Annotated in this window: 19 protein-coding genes, 1 tRNA gene and 1 pseudogene; 15 read left to right on the top strand and 6 right to left on the bottom strand. The window is 64.7% G+C overall.

Going from position 1 to position 20,901, the window contains the following annotated elements:
• Positions 1-39 precede the first annotated feature (39 nt).
• Positions 40-189, bottom strand: a complete 150-nt coding sequence (locus Hrr1229_RS04045) for a hypothetical protein (RefSeq protein WP_170938252.1) — start codon at positions 187-189, stop codon at positions 40-42.
• Between the two features lie 125 nt (positions 190-314).
• On the opposite strand from Hrr1229_RS04045, the gene Hrr1229_RS04040 reads away from it, so the two are divergent.
• Complete coding sequence (locus Hrr1229_RS04040; protein ID WP_123114075.1) at positions 315-917, top strand: hypothetical protein; 603 nt, start codon at positions 315-317, stop codon at positions 915-917.
• Positions 895-1,173, top strand: a complete 279-nt coding sequence (locus Hrr1229_RS04035; RefSeq protein ID WP_123114076.1) for a hypothetical protein — start codon at positions 895-897, stop codon at positions 1,171-1,173. Before Hrr1229_RS04040 ends, Hrr1229_RS04035 begins: the two co-directional genes overlap by 23 nt.
• Before the next feature lie 614 nt (positions 1,174-1,787).
• On the opposite strand, the gene Hrr1229_RS04030 is transcribed toward Hrr1229_RS04035, so the two are convergent.
• Positions 1,788-2,432 (bottom strand): DUF1102 domain-containing protein, encoded by a 645-nt coding sequence (locus Hrr1229_RS04030; protein ID WP_148041764.1) that lies wholly within the window; start codon positions 2,430-2,432, stop codon positions 1,788-1,790.
• Between the two features lie 447 nt (positions 2,433-2,879).
• Here Hrr1229_RS04030 and Hrr1229_RS04025 point away from each other — a divergent pair.
• A pseudogene (locus tag Hrr1229_RS04025) lies at positions 2,880-3,520 on the top strand (IS6 family transposase).
• Positions 3,521-3,579: 59 nt separating this feature from the next.
• Here the strand turns inward: Hrr1229_RS04025 and Hrr1229_RS04020 are convergent.
• From Hrr1229_RS04020 to Hrr1229_RS04010, 3 genes are all read right to left on the bottom strand, one after another.
• On the bottom strand, positions 3,580-4,671 hold the full coding sequence (locus tag Hrr1229_RS04020) for a hypothetical protein (RefSeq protein ID WP_148041765.1): 1,092 nt from the start codon (positions 4,669-4,671) through the stop codon (positions 3,580-3,582).
• A 643-nt stretch (positions 4,672-5,314) separates the two neighbouring features.
• Positions 5,315-6,157: a hypothetical protein gene (locus Hrr1229_RS04015; protein ID WP_123114078.1), complete on the bottom strand. Its 843-nt coding sequence runs from the start codon at positions 6,155-6,157 to the stop codon at positions 5,315-5,317.
• Between the two features lie 152 nt (positions 6,158-6,309).
• On the bottom strand, positions 6,310-6,891 hold the full coding sequence (locus tag Hrr1229_RS04010; protein ID WP_123114079.1) for a hypothetical protein: 582 nt from the start codon (positions 6,889-6,891) through the stop codon (positions 6,310-6,312).
• Between the two features lie 466 nt (positions 6,892-7,357).
• Between Hrr1229_RS04010 and Hrr1229_RS04005 the strand changes: the two genes are divergently transcribed.
• From Hrr1229_RS04005 to Hrr1229_RS03985, 5 genes are all read left to right on the top strand, one after another.
• Positions 7,358-8,113 (top strand): hypothetical protein, encoded by a 756-nt coding sequence (locus tag Hrr1229_RS04005; protein WP_148041766.1) that lies wholly within the window; start codon positions 7,358-7,360, stop codon positions 8,111-8,113.
• A gap of 223 nt (positions 8,114-8,336) precedes the next feature.
• Positions 8,337-9,872: a DUF1102 domain-containing protein gene (locus Hrr1229_RS04000; RefSeq protein ID WP_123114081.1), complete on the top strand. Its 1,536-nt coding sequence runs from the start codon at positions 8,337-8,339 to the stop codon at positions 9,870-9,872.
• Positions 9,873-9,984: 112 nt separating this feature from the next.
• Entirely contained in the window at positions 9,985-10,890 is a 906-nt protein-coding gene (locus Hrr1229_RS03995) for a hypothetical protein (RefSeq protein WP_123114082.1), read from the top strand.
• Positions 10,891-11,057: 167 nt separating this feature from the next.
• Positions 11,058-12,221, top strand: coding sequence for a signal peptidase I (locus tag Hrr1229_RS03990; RefSeq protein WP_123114083.1), 1,164 nt, complete (start codon positions 11,058-11,060; stop codon positions 12,219-12,221).
• Between the two features lie 4 nt (positions 12,222-12,225).
• The gene (locus Hrr1229_RS03985) at positions 12,226-13,530 is read left to right on the top strand and encodes a DUF5305 domain-containing protein (protein WP_158606080.1); all 1,305 of its coding nucleotides are present in this window, start codon (positions 12,226-12,228) and stop codon (positions 13,528-13,530) included.
• Between the two features lie 18 nt (positions 13,531-13,548).
• Here the strand turns inward: Hrr1229_RS03985 and Hrr1229_RS03980 are convergent, their stop codons facing one another.
• Complete coding sequence (locus Hrr1229_RS03980) at positions 13,549-14,442, bottom strand: NAD(P)-dependent oxidoreductase (protein WP_123114084.1); 894 nt, start codon at positions 14,440-14,442, stop codon at positions 13,549-13,551.
• A 101-nt stretch (positions 14,443-14,543) separates the two neighbouring features.
• On the opposite strand from Hrr1229_RS03980, the gene Hrr1229_RS03975 reads away from it, so the two are divergent.
• The 7 genes from Hrr1229_RS03975 (at position 14,544) to Hrr1229_RS03945 (ending at position 20,879) form a co-directional block, all read left to right on the top strand.
• Positions 14,544-14,694, top strand: a tRNA-Gln gene (locus Hrr1229_RS03975).
• Positions 14,695-15,012: 318 nt separating this feature from the next.
• Positions 15,013-17,409, top strand: a complete 2,397-nt coding sequence (gene mbhE / locus Hrr1229_RS03970; RefSeq protein ID WP_123114085.1) for a hydrogen gas-evolving membrane-bound hydrogenase subunit E — start codon at positions 15,013-15,015, stop codon at positions 17,407-17,409.
• On the top strand, positions 17,406-17,870 hold the full coding sequence (locus Hrr1229_RS03965) for an MnhB domain-containing protein (protein ID WP_123114086.1): 465 nt from the start codon (positions 17,406-17,408) through the stop codon (positions 17,868-17,870). The genes mbhE and Hrr1229_RS03965 overlap by 4 nt, the downstream gene beginning before the upstream one ends.
• A 46-nt stretch (positions 17,871-17,916) precedes the next feature.
• Complete coding sequence (locus Hrr1229_RS03960; RefSeq protein WP_123114087.1) at positions 17,917-18,261, top strand: sodium:proton antiporter; 345 nt, start codon at positions 17,917-17,919, stop codon at positions 18,259-18,261.
• Complete coding sequence (locus Hrr1229_RS03955) at positions 18,258-19,865, top strand: proton-conducting transporter membrane subunit (RefSeq protein WP_123114927.1); 1,608 nt, start codon at positions 18,258-18,260, stop codon at positions 19,863-19,865. Before Hrr1229_RS03960 ends, Hrr1229_RS03955 begins: the two co-directional genes overlap by 4 nt.
• A complete protein-coding gene (locus Hrr1229_RS03950) occupies positions 19,862-20,596 on the top strand; it encodes a Na+/H+ antiporter subunit E (RefSeq protein ID WP_123114088.1) in 735 nt (244 codons plus the stop codon). The genes Hrr1229_RS03955 and Hrr1229_RS03950 overlap by 4 nt, the downstream gene beginning before the upstream one ends.
• On the top strand, positions 20,586-20,879 hold the full coding sequence (locus Hrr1229_RS03945; RefSeq protein ID WP_123114089.1) for a monovalent cation/H+ antiporter complex subunit F: 294 nt from the start codon (positions 20,586-20,588) through the stop codon (positions 20,877-20,879). The genes Hrr1229_RS03950 and Hrr1229_RS03945 overlap by 11 nt, the downstream gene beginning before the upstream one ends.
• Positions 20,880-20,901: the final 22 nt, after the last annotated feature.

Below are 20,901 nucleotides of genomic sequence, written 5' to 3'. Positions count from 1 at the left end.
TTCGTCGTGTCTTTTAAATCGGGAAGCGACGCGTGTCGCTCAGAAGCTGAACAGGAAGGGGAGGACGTACGCGACCAGCAGGCCGACGAGGGTCACCGCCGCGCCGATGCCGACCTCGCGGCTGCCGAACTCCTGCATGGGGGCGGTCACGCGCTCGTCCGGGTCGGGCTCGTGTGAGTGGTCGTCCATGTGCGAGGGTCAGTACGGCGGACATATAAGCGCATCTGAACCGGGCGGCGGATACGACGCCCGATCGCGCAGTTCCCGGAGGGTTCGTCGGGGAGATTTATCCGCCATCGCGCGAATCGGCCCGTATGACCGGCGTCGAACTCACCGATCGGGGGCTCGTCGTCGACCGCGAGCCGAATCGACTCGACGAGCTCGCGGTCGGCTTCTCCGAGATCCTCTCTCGGTTCGACATCGACCACGTCTTCGTCGCCGGCTACGTCGCGATCCTCGCCGGTCGGTCGCGGTCGACCGAGGACATCGACGTGTTCATCGAGCGCTGTTCGGCCGAGCGGATCGACGGGCTCGTCGCCGAGCTGGAACGCGAGGGGTACTGGGGCCCCGCGATGCCGCTCTCCGAGACGTACGGGAATCTCTCCAACGAGACGAACATCTGGGTCGCTCCGGACGGCGAGATGACGCCCCACCTCGAAGTGAAGTTCCCGAGCGACGAGTTCGACGACGCGTCCCTCGCGAACGCGGTGGACGCGCACGTCGGCGGCCACACGGTCCCCATCGGCCCGCTCGAACTCCAGATCGCGTACAAGCTCTCGCTCGGCGGTCGCACCGACCTCGAGGACGCCGCGCACCTCTACACCGTCTTCGGAGAAACGCTTTCCCGCGACCGACTCGAAACGTGGGTCGAACGACTCGACGTCGAGGAGCGCTATGAGCGACTCACGAACGCCTGAAGAGGACTCGGCCGAAGCCGACGACGACCCCGAGCGACCGCCTCGCTACGAGCAGGTGATCCGGTGGGCCGAGTATATAAAGGAACAGCCGCCCGAGGTGTGGGGGCCACAGCAGAACGCGGTCGTGAACGGCCAGATCGAGAGCGCACAGGCGGTCGACGTGAGCGTCGATGATAAAAAGCGAATTCGGGAGTTCGCGCAGGAGACGTTGCGAGCGGAACGTGAGAGCGATGGGAATGGTGAGGACGGGGAGTGAATCGACACCAGAACTCAGCCGTAGAGTATCTCGTCGATATCCGCTTCGTCGGTCGCGACCCTGGAACTGACTCGGCCGCGCCGCATTCGTTCTTTTTCCTCCTCTGATAGCGGGAGCGACGACGCCATACCGAGATTTTCTCACGAGCCCTGATACTCGTTACTCGAACGATTCCAGATTCCTAGCGATCTTCGTGTATGCGTCCGGCACCACGTACCAGCCGTAATAAATACTCGTGCGTTAATGACTCGAAACGTTGGTTAGGAGGCTCCCTGTCTTTGTCTAGGTGTGAGCTATACGACCACGAGCGGAGCCTCCAGTGAACCGCGCGAGATGCTATCGAGTATTACCGCTGAGGGATCGTGGTGTGGAGTGGGAGAGAAAGGCTGTCTTTTGTAACCCATTTCACCAAGACCATCGATCACGTATTGTAGCGACTTGATATAAGAATACTGACCGTACGCCTGACTTGTGGACTTCGAGATATCAACGTGATTGTGAACGAGAAACTAGGAAATTAATCATACTAATTATTGTTGAACAATATGGAAACAACAGCCGAATAGCTTAGTGCTTGACTCCAATACGTGTGATTCTCAGATTCTATTGGTCTCTTAGAATCCGCTCTTGCTGTCCACGCCTTCAGGGGTCGGCTTGTCGTCCGGGCGAGTATCGTTAGCTATCACCTTGACGGGGACAGTATATTCGCTGAGATTGCCATCTACGTCAGTGTTGATTGCGACACCGATCCTTGAGCTATCTCCGGGACCTAAGTTGACATAGCCTGCAGCGCCGTCAAGCGCTTGCTCTGGGCTACGTGCCTCAAAGTGGTAGAACCAGATATCGAACGGCCCATCTGTTGAACCGGGGTACCCGACCACGTCCAAGGGATCTCCTTCATCGGGGACACCATCCTCAAACCAAACCCAGACATCTTGCGTTCCCTGGTTTGTGATCGTGAACACGCGGTCTGCTCGGAACTCCGCTTGGTTATTGACACCGGCTCCGCCACCGGTGACATCACTGTTGCTGCCGCTAAAATCGAGTGTGAGTGTTCCAGATCCGTCACCTGCCCACTGGGCGTAATCGCCATTCGGCCCCGAATCCGGCTTCATCGCTAGGTAGGCGTCTCCGTCGTACGCAATCTGGACATCTGCATTACGGGTTGCCGTAACTTCTGAGAAGGCGCCCGTCCCAGTTGCAGCTGCCCCGCCAGCAGCGAGCGATCCAAGTCCGATCATGAATTTGCGTCGTTCCATGGTTGGTCTACCTCTGTTACCGCACGCGACCCGCGTTCGGGGACACGAGACATCCCGTGTCACCCCGGGTCGCTCTACTACACTCATGGGACGTATCCCATATCGTTATGAGTCGGCAGAAGACTGTCTGGCAAGTACTGAAGACGTTTCAGAGTCGTTCTATCCCGATTCAGGCTTGCTCTGTCGCTTTTCAAGCAGCCCCTTCAACCGATTATCTGGCTGACTCGCAGTTGCGTTTCGATGACTCTCTCCCGTGTGATCCAGACCGGCCTGATCTCATCCTATAACCTGAACATGTGGCTCTGTTGAAATCCTCAACTGGTGATATGTTCTCAGCGTTCTGCTGAATACAGAGGATGTAGTCAGCAATTCACTCCGTAGTTCTTTGCCTCACCAGCAGGGCGGTGTTCAGATAAGGATTGAAAGGCGAGGCGGTGCGTCTTCAAAGTGACCTATCCCGAAAACGCCCGCCTCGGCGGCTGTTTAGACGAGATCAACTTAGAGTTTGTGGAGCGAGAGGCAACACCGAAACTGCTGATGAAGCTCAGTATTCAGCTTCATTTGGCTGGATTATCGCTTTCGAATACTGTTTCGTTTCTTGAGGTATTCGGTGTTGATCGAGTTCGCTCCACCGTTCATAACTGGGTTCACAAGGCCGATCTATAGCCGGAATCTGGTCGGAGCCCAAATCACGTTGCGGTCGATGAGACAGTGATTCGACTTAACGATGAACAGTATTGGCTGTATGCTGCTGTCGATCCGGAAACAAACGATTTGCTACACACACAGTTTGAACCAACTACAAATAACGCTCTCGCAGATCTGTTTTTCGCTGATCTCCGTGACAAACACGATATTGATGACGCAACTGTTCTCGTCGATGATCAGCATCACTTTAGCGAGCCTGTCACAAACACAACCTCGATTTCAGACACGAACGACATGGAAATCGAAACAGCGTCGAACGTGTTTTTCGTGAGGTAAAACGGAGAACTACCTGTTTCTCAAACTGTTTCAGCAACGCCGAAGCAGAAACTGCTGACGAGTGGCTCAGATCGTTCGCTTTCGCATGGAATCAGCTTATCTGAACACTACGATATATTTCCTAATGTATGTGAAAGTGCTGGAGAGCTTGTTTGCCAGTACCTTAGTTCGCCCCGGTGTTCGAGTCGCCCGTGACTCCGGAGCCCGACCCTTCGTTGGTCACACTCACGTCGAAGCTCGTCGTGGCGACCATGACACCGACGTGGCCGTCGTTGTTCTGCATCTGGGAGTACGAGAGTCCGGACGGAGTAGCGCCACCGAAGTCGGTGTATCCGTCCTCGCCGTACATCACTATCTCGGAGTTGCCTGCGTTGATGTCCGAGACTTCGAGTCCGTCAATTCGGCTTGCGCCTGCCTCCTTCTTCTCGGAGTCCGAGAGACTTGCCCACGTCGTCGCCTGGTCGTCAGCCAGAACACGCTGACCGCCGTACATCGTGGTGATGGCGTACTTGAGCTGACTCAGGTTCGGGCGCTGGAGCTCGAACGTGTACCGAAGCTGGACCGGCGTGGTCTTGGTCGAGCCTTCGCCAGCGTTGTCGTCCCCGTTGTCTAACGGGGCTGTGTCCGAAGCCGCTCCGTAGTATCCAGCGTCGATATCGTGGTAGTTGTTCTGGAATCCACCGTCCTCGTGAGCACCGGGGTAGTCACTTGCGCCTCCAATGCTCGTCCCGTCCAGGAAGGAATCGATATCCACACCACCGGGGAAGGACAGAGACGAGTAGTCAGGCTTCCCCTGCTCGTCTGCGATGACGAGTGGGCTGGCACTGATATCAGGACCATCACCGTCATTGAATCGGGGGTCCTGAGACGTTGCCACCGAGAACGGCTGCTTCAACCGGTACTCTCCAGTCGTCCCTGGCTCGACGCGAAAGTACGAATTGTTCTTGACCTCAAAACCGATCCACGGAGTCGCTCGGTAGATCGGTTCCCAGTCGCCGCCTCCCACCTTCGCTTCCACGAGGTAGAATATCTTTCCCACGTAGTCGTCTAGGTCTTCCCAAGTCACCGTAAATTCAGGGTCGATAGTGACCTGGCTCAGGTCACCACGGTCATTCTTGACCGTACCGGGGTTCCCGGCGCTGATGTTCACTGTTGACGCCGCCGCACTCCCCGTCGTTGCGAGGATGCCTGCACCACTGGCTGTTGCTACCGCGCCGATACCGCCGACCGTCTTGAGGAGTTTACGTCGTTGCATGAGTCAACCGAGTGTCCCACTTCGGGAGCGCTCATCTCGTCCATGTACACCTCCCTATATTGTATTGAGGTGCCTGATAGGACCGCCGTTAATGACAGGCCTCATGTGAAAATATATTGGTAGCCCTGAATGACACGCTGGACCTCCTATTTAGTTTCAGGTGTGCCCAGATTCTCCTTCTCGAGGCTCAGGGATTGCTTGAAACTAGCAACAACCCCGTTAAAACGGTGTTTACTCTCGATTTGAATCAACAGCTTTCAGGGCTTATACCCACGAACCGAAGCGATCAATATATTTTGGGGTATGAAACTACGTTTCGATGAGTTGTCACCCAGTATAACTACCACCCATTCAATCCTAATCTAGCAGGGGTAGTCTAATATTCGAACTAATAAACAAAAAACAGCGTCCGAGAATCATTAGGGATTGGACTAATAGAACGTGACCGATACGCGCATTTCATCTCGCACGCCAATCCTATCAGTTCTTAAGGATTTCAACAGAGCCGAACATGTAGAAACTAGACGAGTTGCACGCTGCCGCAAAAACGATCTGTGACCTGCTATAGACGAACCAATACTCGTCACTTTGTGTATTCCAGTGGAGATACGATCCGCAGTCGTAATGGGTCGACTAGTACTGCTTAGTTCGGATTACACGCGGAATTCCCGTTTCCGTCGGCTTCGACAACCGTCCCTACATTCCACGGTAGGTCGGTTTCGTTGATGCCGCAGTTTGGGCGATAAAACGCCTGATTCGTCTCATGGAATCGGACCGCGAGGAGGCGATAATTGTTGATTTCGCTGTTCCCCTGACCGTTACCTGAATTGACGTTTCCAGTTCCGTTCCACTCGCGCTCTTGCGTGATGTAGTCGTCTGAGTCGTTCTTATTTACGAGCCAGAAGTCGAGTGTGTAGGTTCCGGACGCGCCGTCAGTATTCGCGTTTCGCGCACCGTTGAACGTGAGGCTGTCAATTCTTGCGGGACCGGTCCCTTCGAGCGTGAACATTCGCGTATCGCCGAACAGCCGGGCTGCGACGCCAGTCCCCTTGACCGTGATCGTGACTTCGATATCGACTGTTTGTCCGGACGAAATTCCGTCGATGTCTGCGGTGATCTGTGCTTTTCCAGGTGGCTTGAAAGTTTTCTCAGGCGACTGGACGTCGTATTCGTTTCCTAGATCCTCAATCGAACTTGGATCTTTCTCGCTTTTGTCGGGTGGCTCAACGTCGATACTGACGTCTTCAATTATATCCTTCCCGTCATCGTCAATCTCGAAACCCACCAGACCGATCGCGTGGTTCGAGCTGAATCGGTTCCGAACCGTCACTAATGTTAGACGATCCCCGTCAGATACTGGAACGTTCCCGTTCTTGTTTTCTTTTGGCGTTTCGTACCCGACGAACGCCTCGTCGTCCTCGACGACGTTCACCTCCACTCCCCGCTCCGCCTCCATACTGCTGAACGCGCCGGTACCGACGCTCATCGCGCTGGAGCTCGCGCCGCCAAGCAACAGGATGAGGTTTCGTCGCCTCATATGCGGTGGTGTCTCACACTTTGTTCACGCTATCCGACGTGTTCCGACCCTATGGTTATGCGCTGCCGGAAGACCCGAAACCGCTGCCTGAAACACTGATCTCAGGTGAGTTCCGGCGGCTCCTCGGGTTCGCCGACCTTCATCTCCGCGGTGTAGTACTTGTGCGCGATCGCGGAGAACGCGAACGCCACGACGATCGCGACCGTCCACGCCATGTCGGGCAGCAGCACGAACGGCCACGCGTCCAGCGCCACCGCGCCGGTGAGCGCGACGGCGACCCCCGAGAGCCCCAGATAGTAGGTGCTCCAAGGGATCTCCTTCCCCTCGACGACGTCCATATATAAGTCGACGTTCTGCAGCGCGGGCGTCGGCTCGACGATGCCCCGGTCCTTGTTGAACTCCACGACGCCCGCGTCGTCCATCTTCGGCAGGTGCGACTGCTGGAGCGCGGTGTAGACGCGCTTGCGCTCGTTACCCGTGATCTCCGTCGTGTCGATCCCGTTCTCCCAGGCCGCGATCTGCTCGGCCATGTCCCCGATCGCGATCGTCTCGTCCTCTTCTTTTTTCAACAGGTGTACCGCGAAGCGCCGGCGCTGATTCGCCAACACCTCGAACAGCTCGTCCTCGGACACCTCCGTCGTCGGTTCTGCCCCTCCCCCGTCTATCTGCTGTACCGACGCCATTTCTGTCAGACACATATTCATAGGCCAACATAAATGCCATGGTTATGATAATCTGCTAAACTTTCTCGAAGTTCAAACAATCAGAGTACCGAACACGTCATTCGGGCGTATTATCGGTTGAAAGCCCGTAAATTAGTGTTTGTGGGGATCGATGTCACTGATCCGTTTGTCGCCGTTTATCAGTTCTTATCAAACACATGAATATCTCAGCAGCAACGATTGCCGCTTCAAGATGGCCCTGAATGCGTCCCGAGTTAATCTCAGGCAGGGCCTGAAGCGGTCGGATCGGGGTTCAGGCGAGGGCGGAACCGGCCGGTCGAATATTCAGTCCCGCCCGGAAGTGTTTCTGTCAGTTCATAACGATATGGGATACTCTCGTGTAGTATGACGTTGCGGTCCGGCCCGATGGGATAGCAGTTCGGTGTGATCGGGAATGGCCGCAAACGATCAACGGTATTCGATAACTATGGAACGACGCAATCTGCTAAAGGCTATCGGTGGTATCGCAGCAACAGCAAGTGCTGGCGGAGCTGGCGTTATCGCGATGTCGGGCGGCGCATCTGCTCAGACGACCTCGACGCTCAATATCGCTGACGCTAACTCAATTTCAAACGACGATGGTGACCTATCCGAGGTTATCGTTTCACTGGATCACGAGATTTCCTGGGACGGCTTCGACGTGGGTGTTGACGCGGTTGCATTCGAGAACCGAATCTCGATCGTTGACGGAGGAGGAAACGATCGCAGTAATGGAGAGTACGTTCTTCAGAAGGGTGACCCGGTTTCCGTTCAGCTAATCGCTGACGGTGGCTGGGGCGGTTCTGGCGAGACCGGGACTATCGACGCGGTGGATGAAGACAGCTCGTCGGCTGGCGCTAATGCGCTGGCAGGTGAAGTGAACTCCGATATCCAGTGGACAATTCTTGCTGATGAGGGAGCGCCTATTAGTCAAGATAGTATCCAAGATCCAGCTATTATTGGGCAGGATATCGGCGATCTCGATGTTAATACCGACGACTCATCGACGACATACACCATTACCTTCAAAAAGATTGTAAGATTTTATCGCGAGAACAATAACGGCGGATACGTTCTGCTCGATAATGATGACGGGACGGTTGGTAAGAGTGTCGCAACTGGGAACTTCGACGTGACGGTGACCAACGAAGCCGCTTCGACTACCTCCGAGACCAACTCCGAAGGCAGCACAAAGGCAAAATAAATCGCCGACAAGTAGCATATATCCGTCATTAAATTATTTCAATCGGCTTCGCGGCTGTGCTCTCGCGCTGGTCGATGAAATTATACCCCTCGATTCAGATGGTTCAAAGAGCCAGCTGTTGGAATCCGGTGGCGAGTCAGACGATGTCGAGAGGACTGGTTCAAAAATATATGAGTGGTTCAAACACCGCGAATCATCATAATCGCGCCCTAAGATAATTAGCATGCCCAATACCCGCCGCACCCTGACCCTCGCCCTCCTCCTCGTAGCGGCGGGCTCCCTCGCCTTCGCCACGGGTGCAGCAGTGGTCAACGGCCCGGCGGACTTCGTGGACGACGACCTCGCGGTCCAGCCGGCCGACGGCCCGAACGGCGACTACGCCTATTTAAATAACGACGACGAGATCGCGATCGACATCTCGGCGGCGAACCCGAACCTCCCGGCCGACTTCGAGGGGGTCAACGTCGACTCGACCGCGACGATCGACGACGTCTTCACGATCACGTACACGGCCGAGCGGTACGCGCACGTGTGGATCGAGTACGACGGCGACGGCGAGGTCACCTTCGTCTCCGACGGCGACTCGATCGAGGGCGAGGCGAACAACGTCACGCTCGGACCCAACCAGACCGTCACGGTCGGCCTCGCGCTCGACGCGGGCGACGCGGCCGCCGGGACGCAGCTGGGCACCGACGAGTTCAGGATCAACGCGAGCCTCGCGGAGCCGGATGACGTCGACACGACCGGATTCACGTCGTTCGACGACGACAACGACGACGGCGACGGCGGCCCGACCACCACGGTCAGGGCGCCGAACGCGACCCACCGCGAGTTCGTCGCGAGCGGGATCGACCGCGGAGAGTCGGTCCGGTGGCTCGCGGAGGGGATGCACCTCGACGGCGAGAACGTGACGCTGGAGGGGATCGACCTGGACGGGATCGACAACGAGCGCGTCGAGCTGGACGCCGCGGGGAGCCCGGAGCCGTTCGCGGACGCGGGCCCGCTGACGGCGCCGACGAGGCCGCGCCCGATGGGGTACCTCTCGCTGGCGCCCGACTTCGACCCCGACGCGGTCGACGCGATGACGGTCCGGTTCAGCGCCGACCCGGACCACCTGAACGCGACCGGGACCGACCCGGAGGACGTGACGCTCTACCGGCAAACGGACGCGGGCGCGTGGGAGGAGGTGCCGGTCGAGGTCGTTGACGACGACGTGGCCCGAATGCTGGGGCTCCCCGAGGACCGCGTCCACTTCCGCGCAACGACTGACCTGTCGTCGACGTTCGCGGTCGCGGCGCACGAGCCCCGGTTCGACGTGACCGAGGCGACGGTCGCGCCCGAGGCGATCGACCCCGGCGAGAACGTCACGGTCCGGACCACCCTGCGAAACGGCGGCGGCGCGGCGGGCGAGCGCGCGGTCACGCTGACGGCGAACGGCACCCCGATCGCGAACGAGACCGTCGCGCTCGACCCGAACGAGACGGCGACGGTGGCGTTCGACGCGACCTTCGAGTCCCCCGGCGCCTACGACCTCGCGGTCGACGGGACCGCCGTCGGGACGCTGCTCGTCGGCGACCTCGCGAGCGACGACGCGGGGGGATCGGGCGGCGAGTCGAACGTCGGCGGCGACGACTCCGCCACCGTCACCGGGACCACGGAGGAGCCGTTCGGGATCGACCCGGCAGACCTCGCCGGCCCGCTCGCGCTCGTGGTCATCTCCCTCGCCACTCTCACGCTCGTCCGGCGGATGCCGCGATGACCGATCGGTCGTCGGGAGAGTTTCTCGTCCGAACCGCCCTCTTGGGCATCGATCTTGCGGCGGTGAGACGCGCGCCGACAGGTCTTAACCGCTGGTCGGCGAGGTCCCGCCCGTGACCGCGTCACCGACCGACGAGCGCGACCGTGCCGCCGGCGCCGCGACCGCCGACCGGGACGGGGACCGGTCCCTCCGCCGGGAGCTGCTCGCGAGCGCCCGAGCGATTGACCTGCTCGTCCTGCTCGCGGTGCCGGCGGTCCTGATCGCGGTCTTCGCGCTCCCGGAGTCGACCCGCCGGTCGCTCGCGTTCGCGTACGCGGACCCGACCGTTCCGACCGCGTTCACCGCGCACTACGTCCACCTCGACGCCGGCCACCTCGCCGGGAACGTGGCGAGCTACTGCCTCCTCGCGGGCGTCGGCTACGCGCTCGCGGTCCTCGGGGGCGCCCGCCGCTTCTTTCTGACCGCGCTGGCGGCGTTCCTGCTGGCGTTCCCGTTCGCCCTCTCGGGGCTGAACCTCGCCGTCCCGCGGGACGCGATCGGCTTCGGCTTCTCCGGGATCAACATGGCGCTCGCGGGACTGCTCCCGCTGCTGCTCGGGACGTACGCCCGCGAGCGGTTCGCCCCGGGCGCGTCGCTCCGCGCGCTCCCCGCGGTCTTCTTCGCGCTCCTCGGCTGGATCGCGCTGCTCGCGCTCCCGCTCTCGACGACCGGCGTCGGTCTCGCCGGGCTCGCGGTCGGCGTCGCGGGCGCGCTGCTCGCGCTCATTTACGCGTCGAGCGCGGGGATCCGCGTCCTCGCGACCGCGCGCCGGGGGGCCCGCGAGATCGCCTCGCGCCCGGGCGAGGGGGACCTGTTCGCCGTCGGCGCGGTGCTCGTCGTCGGCTACCCCGTCGTCGGATTCCCGAGCGACCCGACCGGCGCGGGCAGCGTCGTGAACCTCTACGTCCACCTGCTGGGCTTCTCGCTCGCCTTCATCGGACCCTTCGCCCTGCTCGCGGTCGGGGCGTTCGAGGAGTGACACCACGGCACGGCGGGACGCCCCCGCCGCGGACCGCGAAACGCCCGTCCCATCCTGCTCCGATCCACGAATTTATAACGCCTCGCTGACACTCCACGATCGAAGCCACGCGCCGGCTCCGCGACGAGACCGACGCCCGCGGCGTGGCGCGCAAACCGACACGACCCATGTCACCCAAACGCGTCCTCTCGATAACGCTGCAGGTCGCGGTCGTCTTGGTCGTCCTCTCGCTGGTCGTCGGCCAGCTCCTCGGGCAGCCGATCCTGCTCAGCTTCGTCGAGACCGGCAGCATGCAGCCCACCCTCGACCCCGGCGACGGGTTCGTCGCGATCCCCGCGCCGCTCGCCGGGAATATCGGCGTCGGGGACGTGGTGACGTTCGACGCCCAGGAGATCGAGGGCGGCGGGCTGACCACCCACCGCGTCGTCGAGGAGACGGAGCGCGGGTATATCACGCGGGGCGACAACAACCCGTTCACCGATCAGGACGGGGGCGAACCCGTCGTGCAGGACGCCGACATCGTCGCCGTGGCGCTCTCGGTGGGCGGGAGCGTGGTCGTCATCCCGCACTTGGGCACCGTCGCGATGGCTGTCCAGTCCGGGCTCGGCTCGTTCCAGACGTGGCTCGCGGTCACGTTCGGAGTCCGGTCGCTCCAGGGGACGCAGGGGTTGGCGTACATCCTCTTCGCGCTCTCGATGGTCGCGTACGCGGTCGACTGGTACCTGAACCGGAACTCACGCGGGACCCGTGAACGCGACCGGTCCCGGGACGACGGCACCTCGGTGTTCGCGGTCGTCGCCGTGCTCGCGCTGGTGTTGATGGCGACCGCGACCGCGGCGATGGTCGTCCCGGCCGGCACGCAGGAGTACGGCGTCGTGAGCGCCGAGTTCGAGTCGGAGAACCCCACGGTCATCGAGAGCGGCACGAGCCAGGAGCTGGAGTACGTCGTCCCCAACGCCGGACTGGTCCCGGTGTACGCGTACGTCACCCCGGCGAGCCCCGGCGTCGAGGTCGAGCCGCAGCGGCTCGCGGTCGGGAGCCGCGGCGAGGCGTCCACCACGGTGACGCTCACGGCGCCGCCCGAGACCGGCTACTACCGGCTGTTCGTCGCCGAGCACCGGTACCTCGCGGTGCTCCCGCACGGCGTGGTCGACCAGCTGTACGGCGTCCACCCGTGGGCGCCGCTCGTCGCGATCAACGGCCTGCTCGGCGGCGGTATCGTCGGCCTCGGCCTCCTTCTCCTGCGCGGCGAGCCCGCGCGGATCCGCTCCCGCGAATCGCGCGAGAAACCCCCGCTGTATCGCCGCGTCCTCCGCCAGTTCTACAGGTGACCGAATGAGCTCTTCATCCCCCGACGAGACCCGACTCCGACTCCGGGCGCTACTCGACGCACAGTTCGCCGTGATTATCGCCGTCTGCCTGATCGCGGCCGCCGTCGGCGGCGGGCTCGTCTACACGACGCACGTCGACCCCGGCACCGAGACCCGCCAGCAGACCGTCTCCTCGTTCACGGTCGAGACGGCGTACAACCACTCCGCCGAGGTGACCGAGCCGAACTCGGTGTTCGAGACCGGGACGGTCCTCGACGGCCGCAGCACGTACTTCACGCGGATCGCCCCCGAGCTCGACGTCGACGTCGAGACGAGCTACGCGGCCTCGTCCGCGGCCAACGTCGACGTGCAGTTCGACTCCGTCCTCGTCGTCCGCAACGTCGGCGAGGACGGGGGCACCGTCTACTGGAGCGAGCGCGAGACGCTGGCGTCGGAGACGGTCTCGGGCGTCGAGCCCGGCGAGACCGCCGCGTCGTCGTTCGCGCTCAACAGCTCGGCGGCCTCGGCGACCGCGGCCGCGATCGAGGAGGAGCTGGGCGCGTCCCCGGGCGAGACGGAGATATTCGTCGTCACCGACGTGACGGTGGAGGGGACGATCAACGGCGAGTCGACCTCGTACGCCCGGACGGTCGAGCTTGGGATCGACCACGGCGGCGACACCTACACGGTCTCCGACCCCGGCGTCCAGTCGGACACCTCCGAGCGCACGGAGACCGTGACCGTCGAGCGCAGCTACGGGCCGCTCCGGTCGATCGGCGGCCCGATGCTCCTCGTGCTCGGACTCCTCGGCGGCGGGGCGCTGGCGTACGTCCGCCGGAAGCGCGACCTCGCGCTCACGCCCGCCGAGCGCGACTACCTCTCGTACAGCGACGACCGGTCCGAGTTCGCGGAGTGGATCACGACGTTCCGCCTCCCGGCGTCCGTCCACGAGCGCCCCGAGGCGGAGGCGGAGAGCCTCCGCGACCTCGTCGACTTCGCCATCGACAACGACACCGGCGTCGTGGAGGACCCAGAGACGGGCGCGTACCACGCCGTGGCCGGCGAGTTCGTCTACACGTACCGGCCGCCGTCGCCGCCGGCGGTCGGGTCCGGCGACGGGGGCGCCGAGGGGGCCGCCGTCGAGGGCGACGAGGCGACCGCCGCCGGAGCCGGCGAGGCTCCTACCGCCGACGGAGACGAGGAGTCCGCCGTCGACGACCTCACGACGGTCGAGGAGGCGGTGGGCATCGACGATGCGACGGACGGATCCGACGCGCCGGATGACCCCGAAACCCGCGACGAACCCACGGGCGACGACGGCCGGGACTGAGCCCCGCGCGCCGGGCGCTCAGACGAAGTCGGGGCCGTCGACGTCGAGCCCCTCCGCCTCGCGCCACGAGTGCTCCGGCTCCCAACCGAGCAGCCGCTTCGCCTTCCCGAGGTCGAAGGCGGCCTCGTCGCCGTCGAGGTCGCAGTCGTCCGGGAGGTCGCCGTGGACCGCCTCGATCGCGGCGGCCGTGTCGCGCCCGATGAAGTTCTCCGCCGCGGTGACGAGGACGGCCTCGTGGCCCTCGATCGCGGTCTCCGGGTCGATCGCGGCCTCGATCGCGTCGATCAGGTCTCGCACGTCGACGTAGGTCCAGAAGTTCCCGCTGGGGTCGGCGGTCGCGGGGTCGAACCCCTCCCGCGCCGGGCGCGTCTCGTAGGCGCCGGGGTAGTTCACCCACGAGGCGCGCAGGGAGACGGCGGGCACGCCGTACCGCCGGGCGACCCGCGCCGCGATCTCCTCGCCGACCACCTTCGAGAGGCCGTAGGGGTCCTCCGGCTCGGTCGGCGTCTCCTCGTCGATCGGGAACGCGTCTGGGAGCCAGTGCTCCTCCGCGAAGACGGTGCCGTAGAGACTCTCGCTCGACGCCCACGCGATCCGCGCGCCGGCCGCGCCCGCGGCGTCGAGGACGTTGTAGGTGCTGACGACGTTGTTCTCGAAGACGCGCGAGCCGGCGTGATGGTCCGGGTTCGGGATCGCGGCGAGGTGGACGACGGCGTCCGGGTCGGCGGCCGCGACCAGCTGCCTCGTCTCGCCGTAGTCGGTCAGGTCGGCCGCTTTGAACGCGGCGTTCTCGCGGGTGCCCGGCGGGAGCCGGCGGTCGACGCCGACGACCTCGTGGCCGGCCTCGGCGAAGCGGTCGACCGTCCAGCTCCCGACGCCGCCGCGGCTCCCCGTGACGAGGATGGTTGCCATGTCCGAGGGCTCCGCGATCGGCGCACGTAGCTCCGGCGATCGGTCGTCGACCCGTCAGGGAAAGTAACCTACTTGAGTGCGCGCGGACAACCCACGATCGCAGTCCCGTGGTGTAGTGGCCAATCATAATGGCCTTTGGAGGGAATCCGTCGGCGTCCGCGGTTGAGACGCGATCGTAGTCCGGTTCGCCGGAGACGGCCGTCGGATGCCCGAAGTCAGCCATTGACGGCGGTTCGAATCCGCCCGGGACTATTCCGTGCGAACGAAGTGAGCACGAATAGTCACAACGAGGATTCGAGCCCAGAAGACGAGAGGATTCGAGTCTTCGCGGTTCGAATCCGCCCGGGACTATTCTCCGAACGACGTGAGGACTACTTCTGCCGCGAACTCCACTGCGAGCCGAGAGCGTGCCGCTCGGATCGATCGGCGTCGGAACTCGTCGCCTCGGGACTCGTTCGGCCGCCGCCACCGCATCAGGCACAGGAGTTTTAGCGGAGGCGTCAGATGGTCGGGTAGAGGCCGATCCGACCGACCCCGGCGGTGACGTATCGGCCGAAAGAGCGATTACTGATGGCACCAGACCTGACGGTCATTTCGACCGCCGTCGCGCTTCCGTTCGCCGCCGCGGCCCTCTCGCCGCTTCTGTATCGCGTCCTCGGCGAACGGACCGGTTACGCGGGGGCCGTCGTCGCGGCGGCCAGTTTCGGACTGCTGGCGACGGGGATCGGCGAGTACGGCACCGTCGGGGTGCCGTGGGTCCCCGCGCTCGACGTGGGGATCCGGTTCACCGTCGACGGGTGGGGGCTCCTCTTCGCGCTGTTGGCCAGCGGGATCGGCGTCCTCGTGTTCGTCTACTCGGCGGCGTACATGCACGGCGAGGAGGGGCTTGCGCGCTACTACGCGGCGCTGTTGGCCTTTATGGGTTCGATACTCGGCGTCGCGCTCGCCTCCGACCTCGTGTCGATCTTCCTGTTCTGGGAGCTGACCAGCCTCTGTTCGTTCGTGCTCATCGGCCACTACACCGAGGACGACGGGTCCCGTTACTCGGCGCGGATGGCCATGGTCGTGACTGTGGGCGGCGGCCTGTGTCTGCTCGCGGGGCTGCTCATGCTCGCGGCGGCGGCGCGGGGCGCCCTCGGCGGCGCGACCTTCGACCTGACGGCGATGATCGCGAACGACGAGGCGATGCGCGCGGCCCTCCGCGAGTCGGGGCTGTTCGTCCCGGCGCTGGGCCTCATCGTCGTCGCCGCGGCCGCCAAGTCCGCGCAGGTGCCGCTCCACTTCTGGCTGCCGAACGCCATGGTCGCGCCGACGCCCGTCTCCGCGTTCCTCCACTCCGCGACGATGGTCAAGGTTGGCGTCTACTTCCTCGGTCGCGTGCGTCCCCTCCTGATGAGTCCCGAGTGGGTGTTGATCGTCGCGACCCTCGGACTGCTGACGATGACCGTGGGGGCGCTGCTGGCGGTGGCCGCGACCGACACCAAGGAGCTGCTCGCCTACTCGACGGCGAGCCACCTCGGGCTGATGGTCGCCGGCTTCGGCTTCGATATCGTCTACGGCGGCGAGGCCGGCGCGTTCCACCTGCTCAACCACGCGCTGTTCAAGGCGCCGCTGTTCCTCGTCGCCGGGATCGTCGTTCACGAGGCCGGAACCCGGAACCTCGACGACCTCGGGGGACTGTGGCGGGAGCTCCCGGTGACGGCGGCCGTCACTGGGGTCGCCGCGTTGAGCATGGCCGGTATCCCGCCGTTCAACGGCTTCTACTCCAAGGAGCTGCTGTTCGAGGCGGCGTACGAAGTCGCCCACGAGGCCGGCGGCCTCGCCTGGCTGTACCCCGCCGTGGCGACCCTCGCGAGCGTGTTGACGGTCGTCTACTCGCTGCAGTTCCTCGCGATGTTCTTCGGCGAGCGGCGGGCCCCCGTCGCGGAGGTCCACCGACCCCCGATCGCGCTGGTCGGGCCCCCCGCCGTGCTGGCCGTCGCGGCGGCCGTCGTCAGCGTCGCGCCGCAGTTGGCTGTCGACATCATCGTCCAGGGGGCCGTCGAGGCCACCGCCACCGGCGAGGCGCAGCTTGAGGTCGGACTGCCGACGCACCTCTCGCCCCCGGTCGCCATGTCCGCCGTCGCCGTCCTCGGCGGGTTCGGCGCATACCCGCTTCGCGGGCGGCTGGCGGCGGCAATTCGACGCGGCGTCGACGCGCCGATCCCCGTTCGGCCCAGCGGGTGGTACGACTGGACCGTCTCGACCGCGGCGGCGACGAGCGCTCGGTTCGGCCCGGCCGTCCATAACGGCCTCCTCCGGACGTACGTGGGATGGGTGGCGGCGGCCGGGAGCCTGCTCGCCCTCGCCGGCTTCGCGGCGACGGGAGTCTCCCTCGAGATCGGCGAGCTCGGCGTGCCGGCGGCAGTGGCCGTCGTGTTGGGCGTCGCGACCCTCGCCGGCGTGGCCGTGGCGACCGCCTCGTCGCACGTGTCGGGCGTGCTCATGCTGTCGATCCTCGGATTCATGCTCGCCATCTTCTTCATCCTCGCGAGCGCGCCGGACTTGGCGCTCACCCAGCTGGTCGTCGAGACGCTCGTCCTCCTCGTCTTCCTTTTAGTTCTCCAGCGGTTGCCGTCGTTCTACTCGGAGGTCCGCCCGCTCGCGATCGCCCGCGATGCGGCCGTTTCGATCCTCGTGGGCGCGACGGCGTTCGTCTCGGTCCTCCTGACGATCCCCGGCCCCGACGCCGACCCGACGAGCGTCGCGACGTACTACACGGAGCAGGCGGTTCCGGGCGGCGGCGGCACGAACGTCGTCAACGTCATCCTCGTGGACTTCCGGGCGTTCGACACGCTGGGCGAGCTGCTGGTCGTCGCGATTGCCGCGATCGCCATCCTCGTGCTCGTGACGATGCGGACCCGCGGCGAAGCGGCCGCGACCGAGGGCGACGGGGGGCCGATTCCCGACGGAGGTGACTCGCCGTGACGACGACGATCATGCGGACGACGGCCCGGGTGACCGTTCCCATCGTGCTCGTCGTCTCGATCTCGCTGTTCCTTCAGGGGCACAACCTGCCCGGCGGCGGCTTCATCGGCGGCGTCCTCACCACGGCGGCGTTCGTGCTGATATACGTCGCCTACGACCTCGACTTCCTGGAGTCGGGGGTGCTCGGTCGGGAGGTCGACCCCGGGACCAGCGTCTTCGAGCACCGAACGGTCACCGCCTACCGCCGCACGCTGCTCGCGGGTCTGGTGGTCGTTCTCGGCAGCGGCGTCGCGGGGATCCTCGTCGGCGACCCGTTCCTGACGCAGGGGTACGTCCACCTCGAAGGCGTCCCGATCTACCACGAGGTCGAACTCGCGAGCGCGCTCGCGTTCGATCTGGGCGTGTTCCTCGTCGTCGTCGGTAGCCTCCTGACGATCGTCTCGGTGGTGAGCGCCGAATGACCCGGAGCGGAGCGACGCGGGGCACGGGACGCGGGGCGGGTGAGCGATGAGCGTCGCCCTCGCGGTCGCGGTCGGCGGCCTGTTCGCCGTCGGGACGTTCCTCCTCCTCCAGCGCGACCTCGTGCGGGTCGTGTTCGGGGTCGCCGTCGTCTCGCAGGCGACGTTCGTCTACCTGATCGCGATGGGCGGCGTCGACGAGGGGACCCGGGACCTCGTGCCCGTCCTCGAGGGTCACGGCGGCGGAGTCCCCGAGATCGCCGACCCGGTGGTTCAGGCGCTCGTCCTCACGGCGATCGTCATCAGTCTCGGCACGACCGCGCTGGCGCTCGTGCTGTCGTACCGCGCCTACGAGGAGAACGAATCCATGGACGTCACGGAGTGGACGAGATGAGCGTGCTCGTGATCGCGCCGCTACTGATCGCGGTGACCGCCGCCGTACTGACGCTCGCGCTCGGCCGGCTGCCGCGGGTCCAACGCGCGGCGAGCGTGGCCGGCGTCGTCGGCTACGTCGGAGCCGTCGCCGTCGCCGTTCGGACGCTCGTTCTCGGGCCGTCGGCCCCCGGCGCGGCGGTCTATCAGGTCGGCGGCTGGCCCGCCCCCTTCGGGATCACGCTCGTGCTGGACGGGCTGTCGGCGTTCATGCTGGCGATCGCCGCGGGCGTCGGCATCGCCTCGATACTGTTCTCGGTCCGGTACGTGACTTCCGAGAACCAGCGCGTGTACTACCATCCGCTGTTCCACACGCTGCTCGTTGGCGTGACCGGCTCGTTCCTCACCGGCGACCTGTTCAACCTGTTCGTCTGGTTCGAGGTGATGCTGATCGTCAGCTACGTCTTCGTGGCCTTCTACGGCACCGATCGCGCCACCGCGGCGTCGTTCCGGTACCTCGTGATGAACGTGTTCGGAAGCGCGCTCATGCTCGTCGCCGTCGGCGGCCTGTACGCCACGACGGGGACGCTCAACATGGCCGACATGGCCCGGCGGCTGGCGGCCCCCGAGGCGTACGGCATCGACCCCGCGCCCGTCGTCGGGCTGTCCGCGCTGCTGCTCGCGGTGTTCGCGCTGAAGGCCGGGCTCGTCCCCTTCCAGTTCTGGGTGCCGGCCGCCTACGGCGCCGCCCCGGCGCCCGTCACCGCGATGTTCGCCGGCGTCACGAAGAAGGTCGGCGTCTACGCGATCGTTCGCCTCTACTTCACCGTCTTCGCGGCCGCCTCGATCCCGATCGACCTGCCGGGGATCACCGGCGCGTCGCCGCTGGCCTTCCTCGCCCCGGTGCTGGGAGCGATGGGCGTGGCGAGCATCGTCGTCGGCGGGTTCGGCGCCGTCGGTCAGGACCGGCTCGACGGCGTGTTCGCGTACTCGAGCATCGGACAGGTCGGCTTCATCGCGGTCTCCATCGCCATCGCCGCGGCGGCGGACCCCACGGGGGCGCTCCGGGGGGTCGCCGTCGCGGCCGCGCTCGTGTTCGCGCTCCACCACGCGCTCGCGAAGGGGCTGCTCTTCCTCTCGGTGGCCGCTATCGAGGACGCGACCAAGACCGAGCGGCTGCGGGACCTCGGCGGGCTGGCGGGTCGCTCGCCGGTGCTCTCGGGGGCCGTCTTCGTCGGGCTCCTCTCGCTGATCGGCCTCCCGCCGCTGACCGGGTTCTTCGGGAAGCTCCTCGCGTTCGACGCGGCGGTTCGGGGACTCGCGTCCGGTCCCGGCACCCTGTCGGCGCTCGTACTGGTCGCGCTGCTCCTCGGGGCCGTCCTCACGATCCTGTACTCGACGCGCGTCTGGGTCGGCGGGTTCTGGGGGCGGGAGTCGGCGGCGGTCGAGACCGCTTCCGCCGAGGTGGGACAGGTCTCTGTCCTCGTCGCCCTCGCGGCGGCCGTCGTTCTCGTCGGCGTGGGGTTCGACCCGATCTACCGGTTCGCGGAGGCGGCCGCGACCGCCGCGCTCGACGCCGAGGGCTACGTCGACGTCGTGGGCCTGAGCGGGGGTGACGGCCCGTGACCCGCACCTGGCCGGTCGCCGGGTCCCTGTTCGCCGTCCTCTGGGTGTTCGTCCAGGGGCCGCCGATCGCGCCCGAACCGCTCGTCGGGTCGCTGCTGATCGGCCTCGTGGTCGGCCTGCCCACGGCCTTCGTCTTCCGACGCCTGTACGGGGCGACCGTCGATCTCCCCCGGACGCTTCGCGGGGTCCCGTACGCGTTGTTGTACGCGCTGACGTTCGTTCGGGAGGCGATCGTCGCCAGCCTCGACGTCACGTACCGCGTGCTCGCGCCCGCCGGGCCGATCGAGTCCGAGGTGATCCTCATCCCCCTGCGCGTGCGGACCGACCTCGGCGTGACCACCATCGCCAACAGCATCACGATGACCCCCGGGTCGCTCACGCTCAACTACGATCCCGAGGAGAACGCGCTGTACGTCCACGTCATCGACGGGAGCGATCCGGAGGACATCGTCGACCCGATCCGCGAGTGGGAGCGCTACGCCCTCGTCATCTTCGACGAGGAGCTCTCGCCGAGCGACCCCGCGCCGGACTTCGCCGTCTACCCGCCCGACCGAACGCATCCCGCCCTCAAACAGGCCGCTCCGGAGGCGGGGGAGGAGACCGACCCACCGATGGAGAAGACAGAGACCGACTCACCGATGGAGAAGACAGAGACCGATCCGCGGACCGAGGAGACAGAGACCGATCCGCGGACCGAGGAGACCACGGGAGGTGACAAGAATGGCCGCTGAGGGAGCCCTGTTGCCGGTCATCGACGCCGCCATCGTCCTCGTGGCGCTGCTGAACCTGCTGTGCGGCTACCGCGCGGTCCGAGGACCGACGGTTCCCGACCGCGTGGTCGCGCTGGACGCCATCGCGACGAACGTCGTCGCGATCGCCGTCCTGTTCGCGATCAAGACCGGCCGGGGGATCTTCGTGAACGTCAGCCTCGTCCTCGCGATCATCGCGTTCCTCTCGACGGTCGCGGTTGCCAAGTTCATCACCGAAGGCGACATCATCGTTACGCGGGAGTGACCATCATGAATCACCGACACCG

The organism is Halorubrum sp. CBA1229, from assembly GCF_003721435.2.
Lineage (GTDB): Archaea > Halobacteriota > Halobacteria > Halobacteriales > Haloferacaceae > Halorubrum.
This window is presented reverse-complemented; position numbering and strand designations above follow the sequence as displayed.

What these genes read in the sequence shown, in the direction of transcription:
- Hrr1229_RS04035 (WP_123114076.1), top strand. Translation starts at nt 895, where the DNA reads ATGAGCGACTCACGAACGCCTGAAGAGGACTCGGCCGAAGCCGACGAC.
- Hrr1229_RS04010 (WP_123114079.1), bottom strand. Translation starts at nt 6,891, where the DNA reads ATGGCGTCGGTACAGCAGATAGACGGGGGAGGGGCAGAACCGACGACG.
- Hrr1229_RS03955 (WP_123114927.1), top strand. Translation starts at nt 18,258, where the DNA reads ATGAGCGTGCTCGTGATCGCGCCGCTACTGATCGCGGTGACCGCCGCC.
- Hrr1229_RS04045 (WP_170938252.1), bottom strand. Translation starts at nt 189, where the DNA reads ATGGACGACCACTCACACGAGCCCGACCCGGACGAGCGCGTGACCGCC.
- Hrr1229_RS04030 (WP_148041764.1), bottom strand. Translation starts at nt 2,432, where the DNA reads ATGGAACGACGCAAATTCATGATCGGACTTGGATCGCTCGCTGCTGGC.
- Hrr1229_RS03960 (WP_123114087.1), top strand. Translation starts at nt 17,917, where the DNA reads ATGAGCGTCGCCCTCGCGGTCGCGGTCGGCGGCCTGTTCGCCGTCGGG.
- Hrr1229_RS03990 (WP_123114083.1), top strand. Translation starts at nt 11,058, where the DNA reads ATGTCACCCAAACGCGTCCTCTCGATAACGCTGCAGGTCGCGGTCGTC.
- Hrr1229_RS03985 (WP_158606080.1), top strand. Translation starts at nt 12,226, where the DNA reads ATGAGCTCTTCATCCCCCGACGAGACCCGACTCCGACTCCGGGCGCTA.
- Hrr1229_RS03980 (WP_123114084.1), bottom strand. Translation starts at nt 14,442, where the DNA reads ATGGCAACCATCCTCGTCACGGGGAGCCGCGGCGGCGTCGGGAGCTGG.
- Hrr1229_RS04040 (WP_123114075.1), top strand. Translation starts at nt 315, where the DNA reads ATGACCGGCGTCGAACTCACCGATCGGGGGCTCGTCGTCGACCGCGAG.
- Hrr1229_RS04000 (WP_123114081.1), top strand. Translation starts at nt 8,337, where the DNA reads ATGCCCAATACCCGCCGCACCCTGACCCTCGCCCTCCTCCTCGTAGCG.
- mbhE (WP_123114085.1), top strand. Translation starts at nt 15,013, where the DNA reads ATGGCACCAGACCTGACGGTCATTTCGACCGCCGTCGCGCTTCCGTTC.
- Hrr1229_RS03945 (WP_123114089.1), top strand. Translation starts at nt 20,586, where the DNA reads ATGGCCGCTGAGGGAGCCCTGTTGCCGGTCATCGACGCCGCCATCGTC.
- Hrr1229_RS04015 (WP_123114078.1), bottom strand. Translation starts at nt 6,157, where the DNA reads ATGAGCGTCGGTACCGGCGCGTTCAGCAGTATGGAGGCGGAGCGGGGA.
- Hrr1229_RS04020 (WP_148041765.1), bottom strand. Translation starts at nt 4,671, where the DNA reads ATGCAACGACGTAAACTCCTCAAGACGGTCGGCGGTATCGGCGCGGTA.
- Hrr1229_RS04005 (WP_148041766.1), top strand. Translation starts at nt 7,358, where the DNA reads ATGGAACGACGCAATCTGCTAAAGGCTATCGGTGGTATCGCAGCAACA.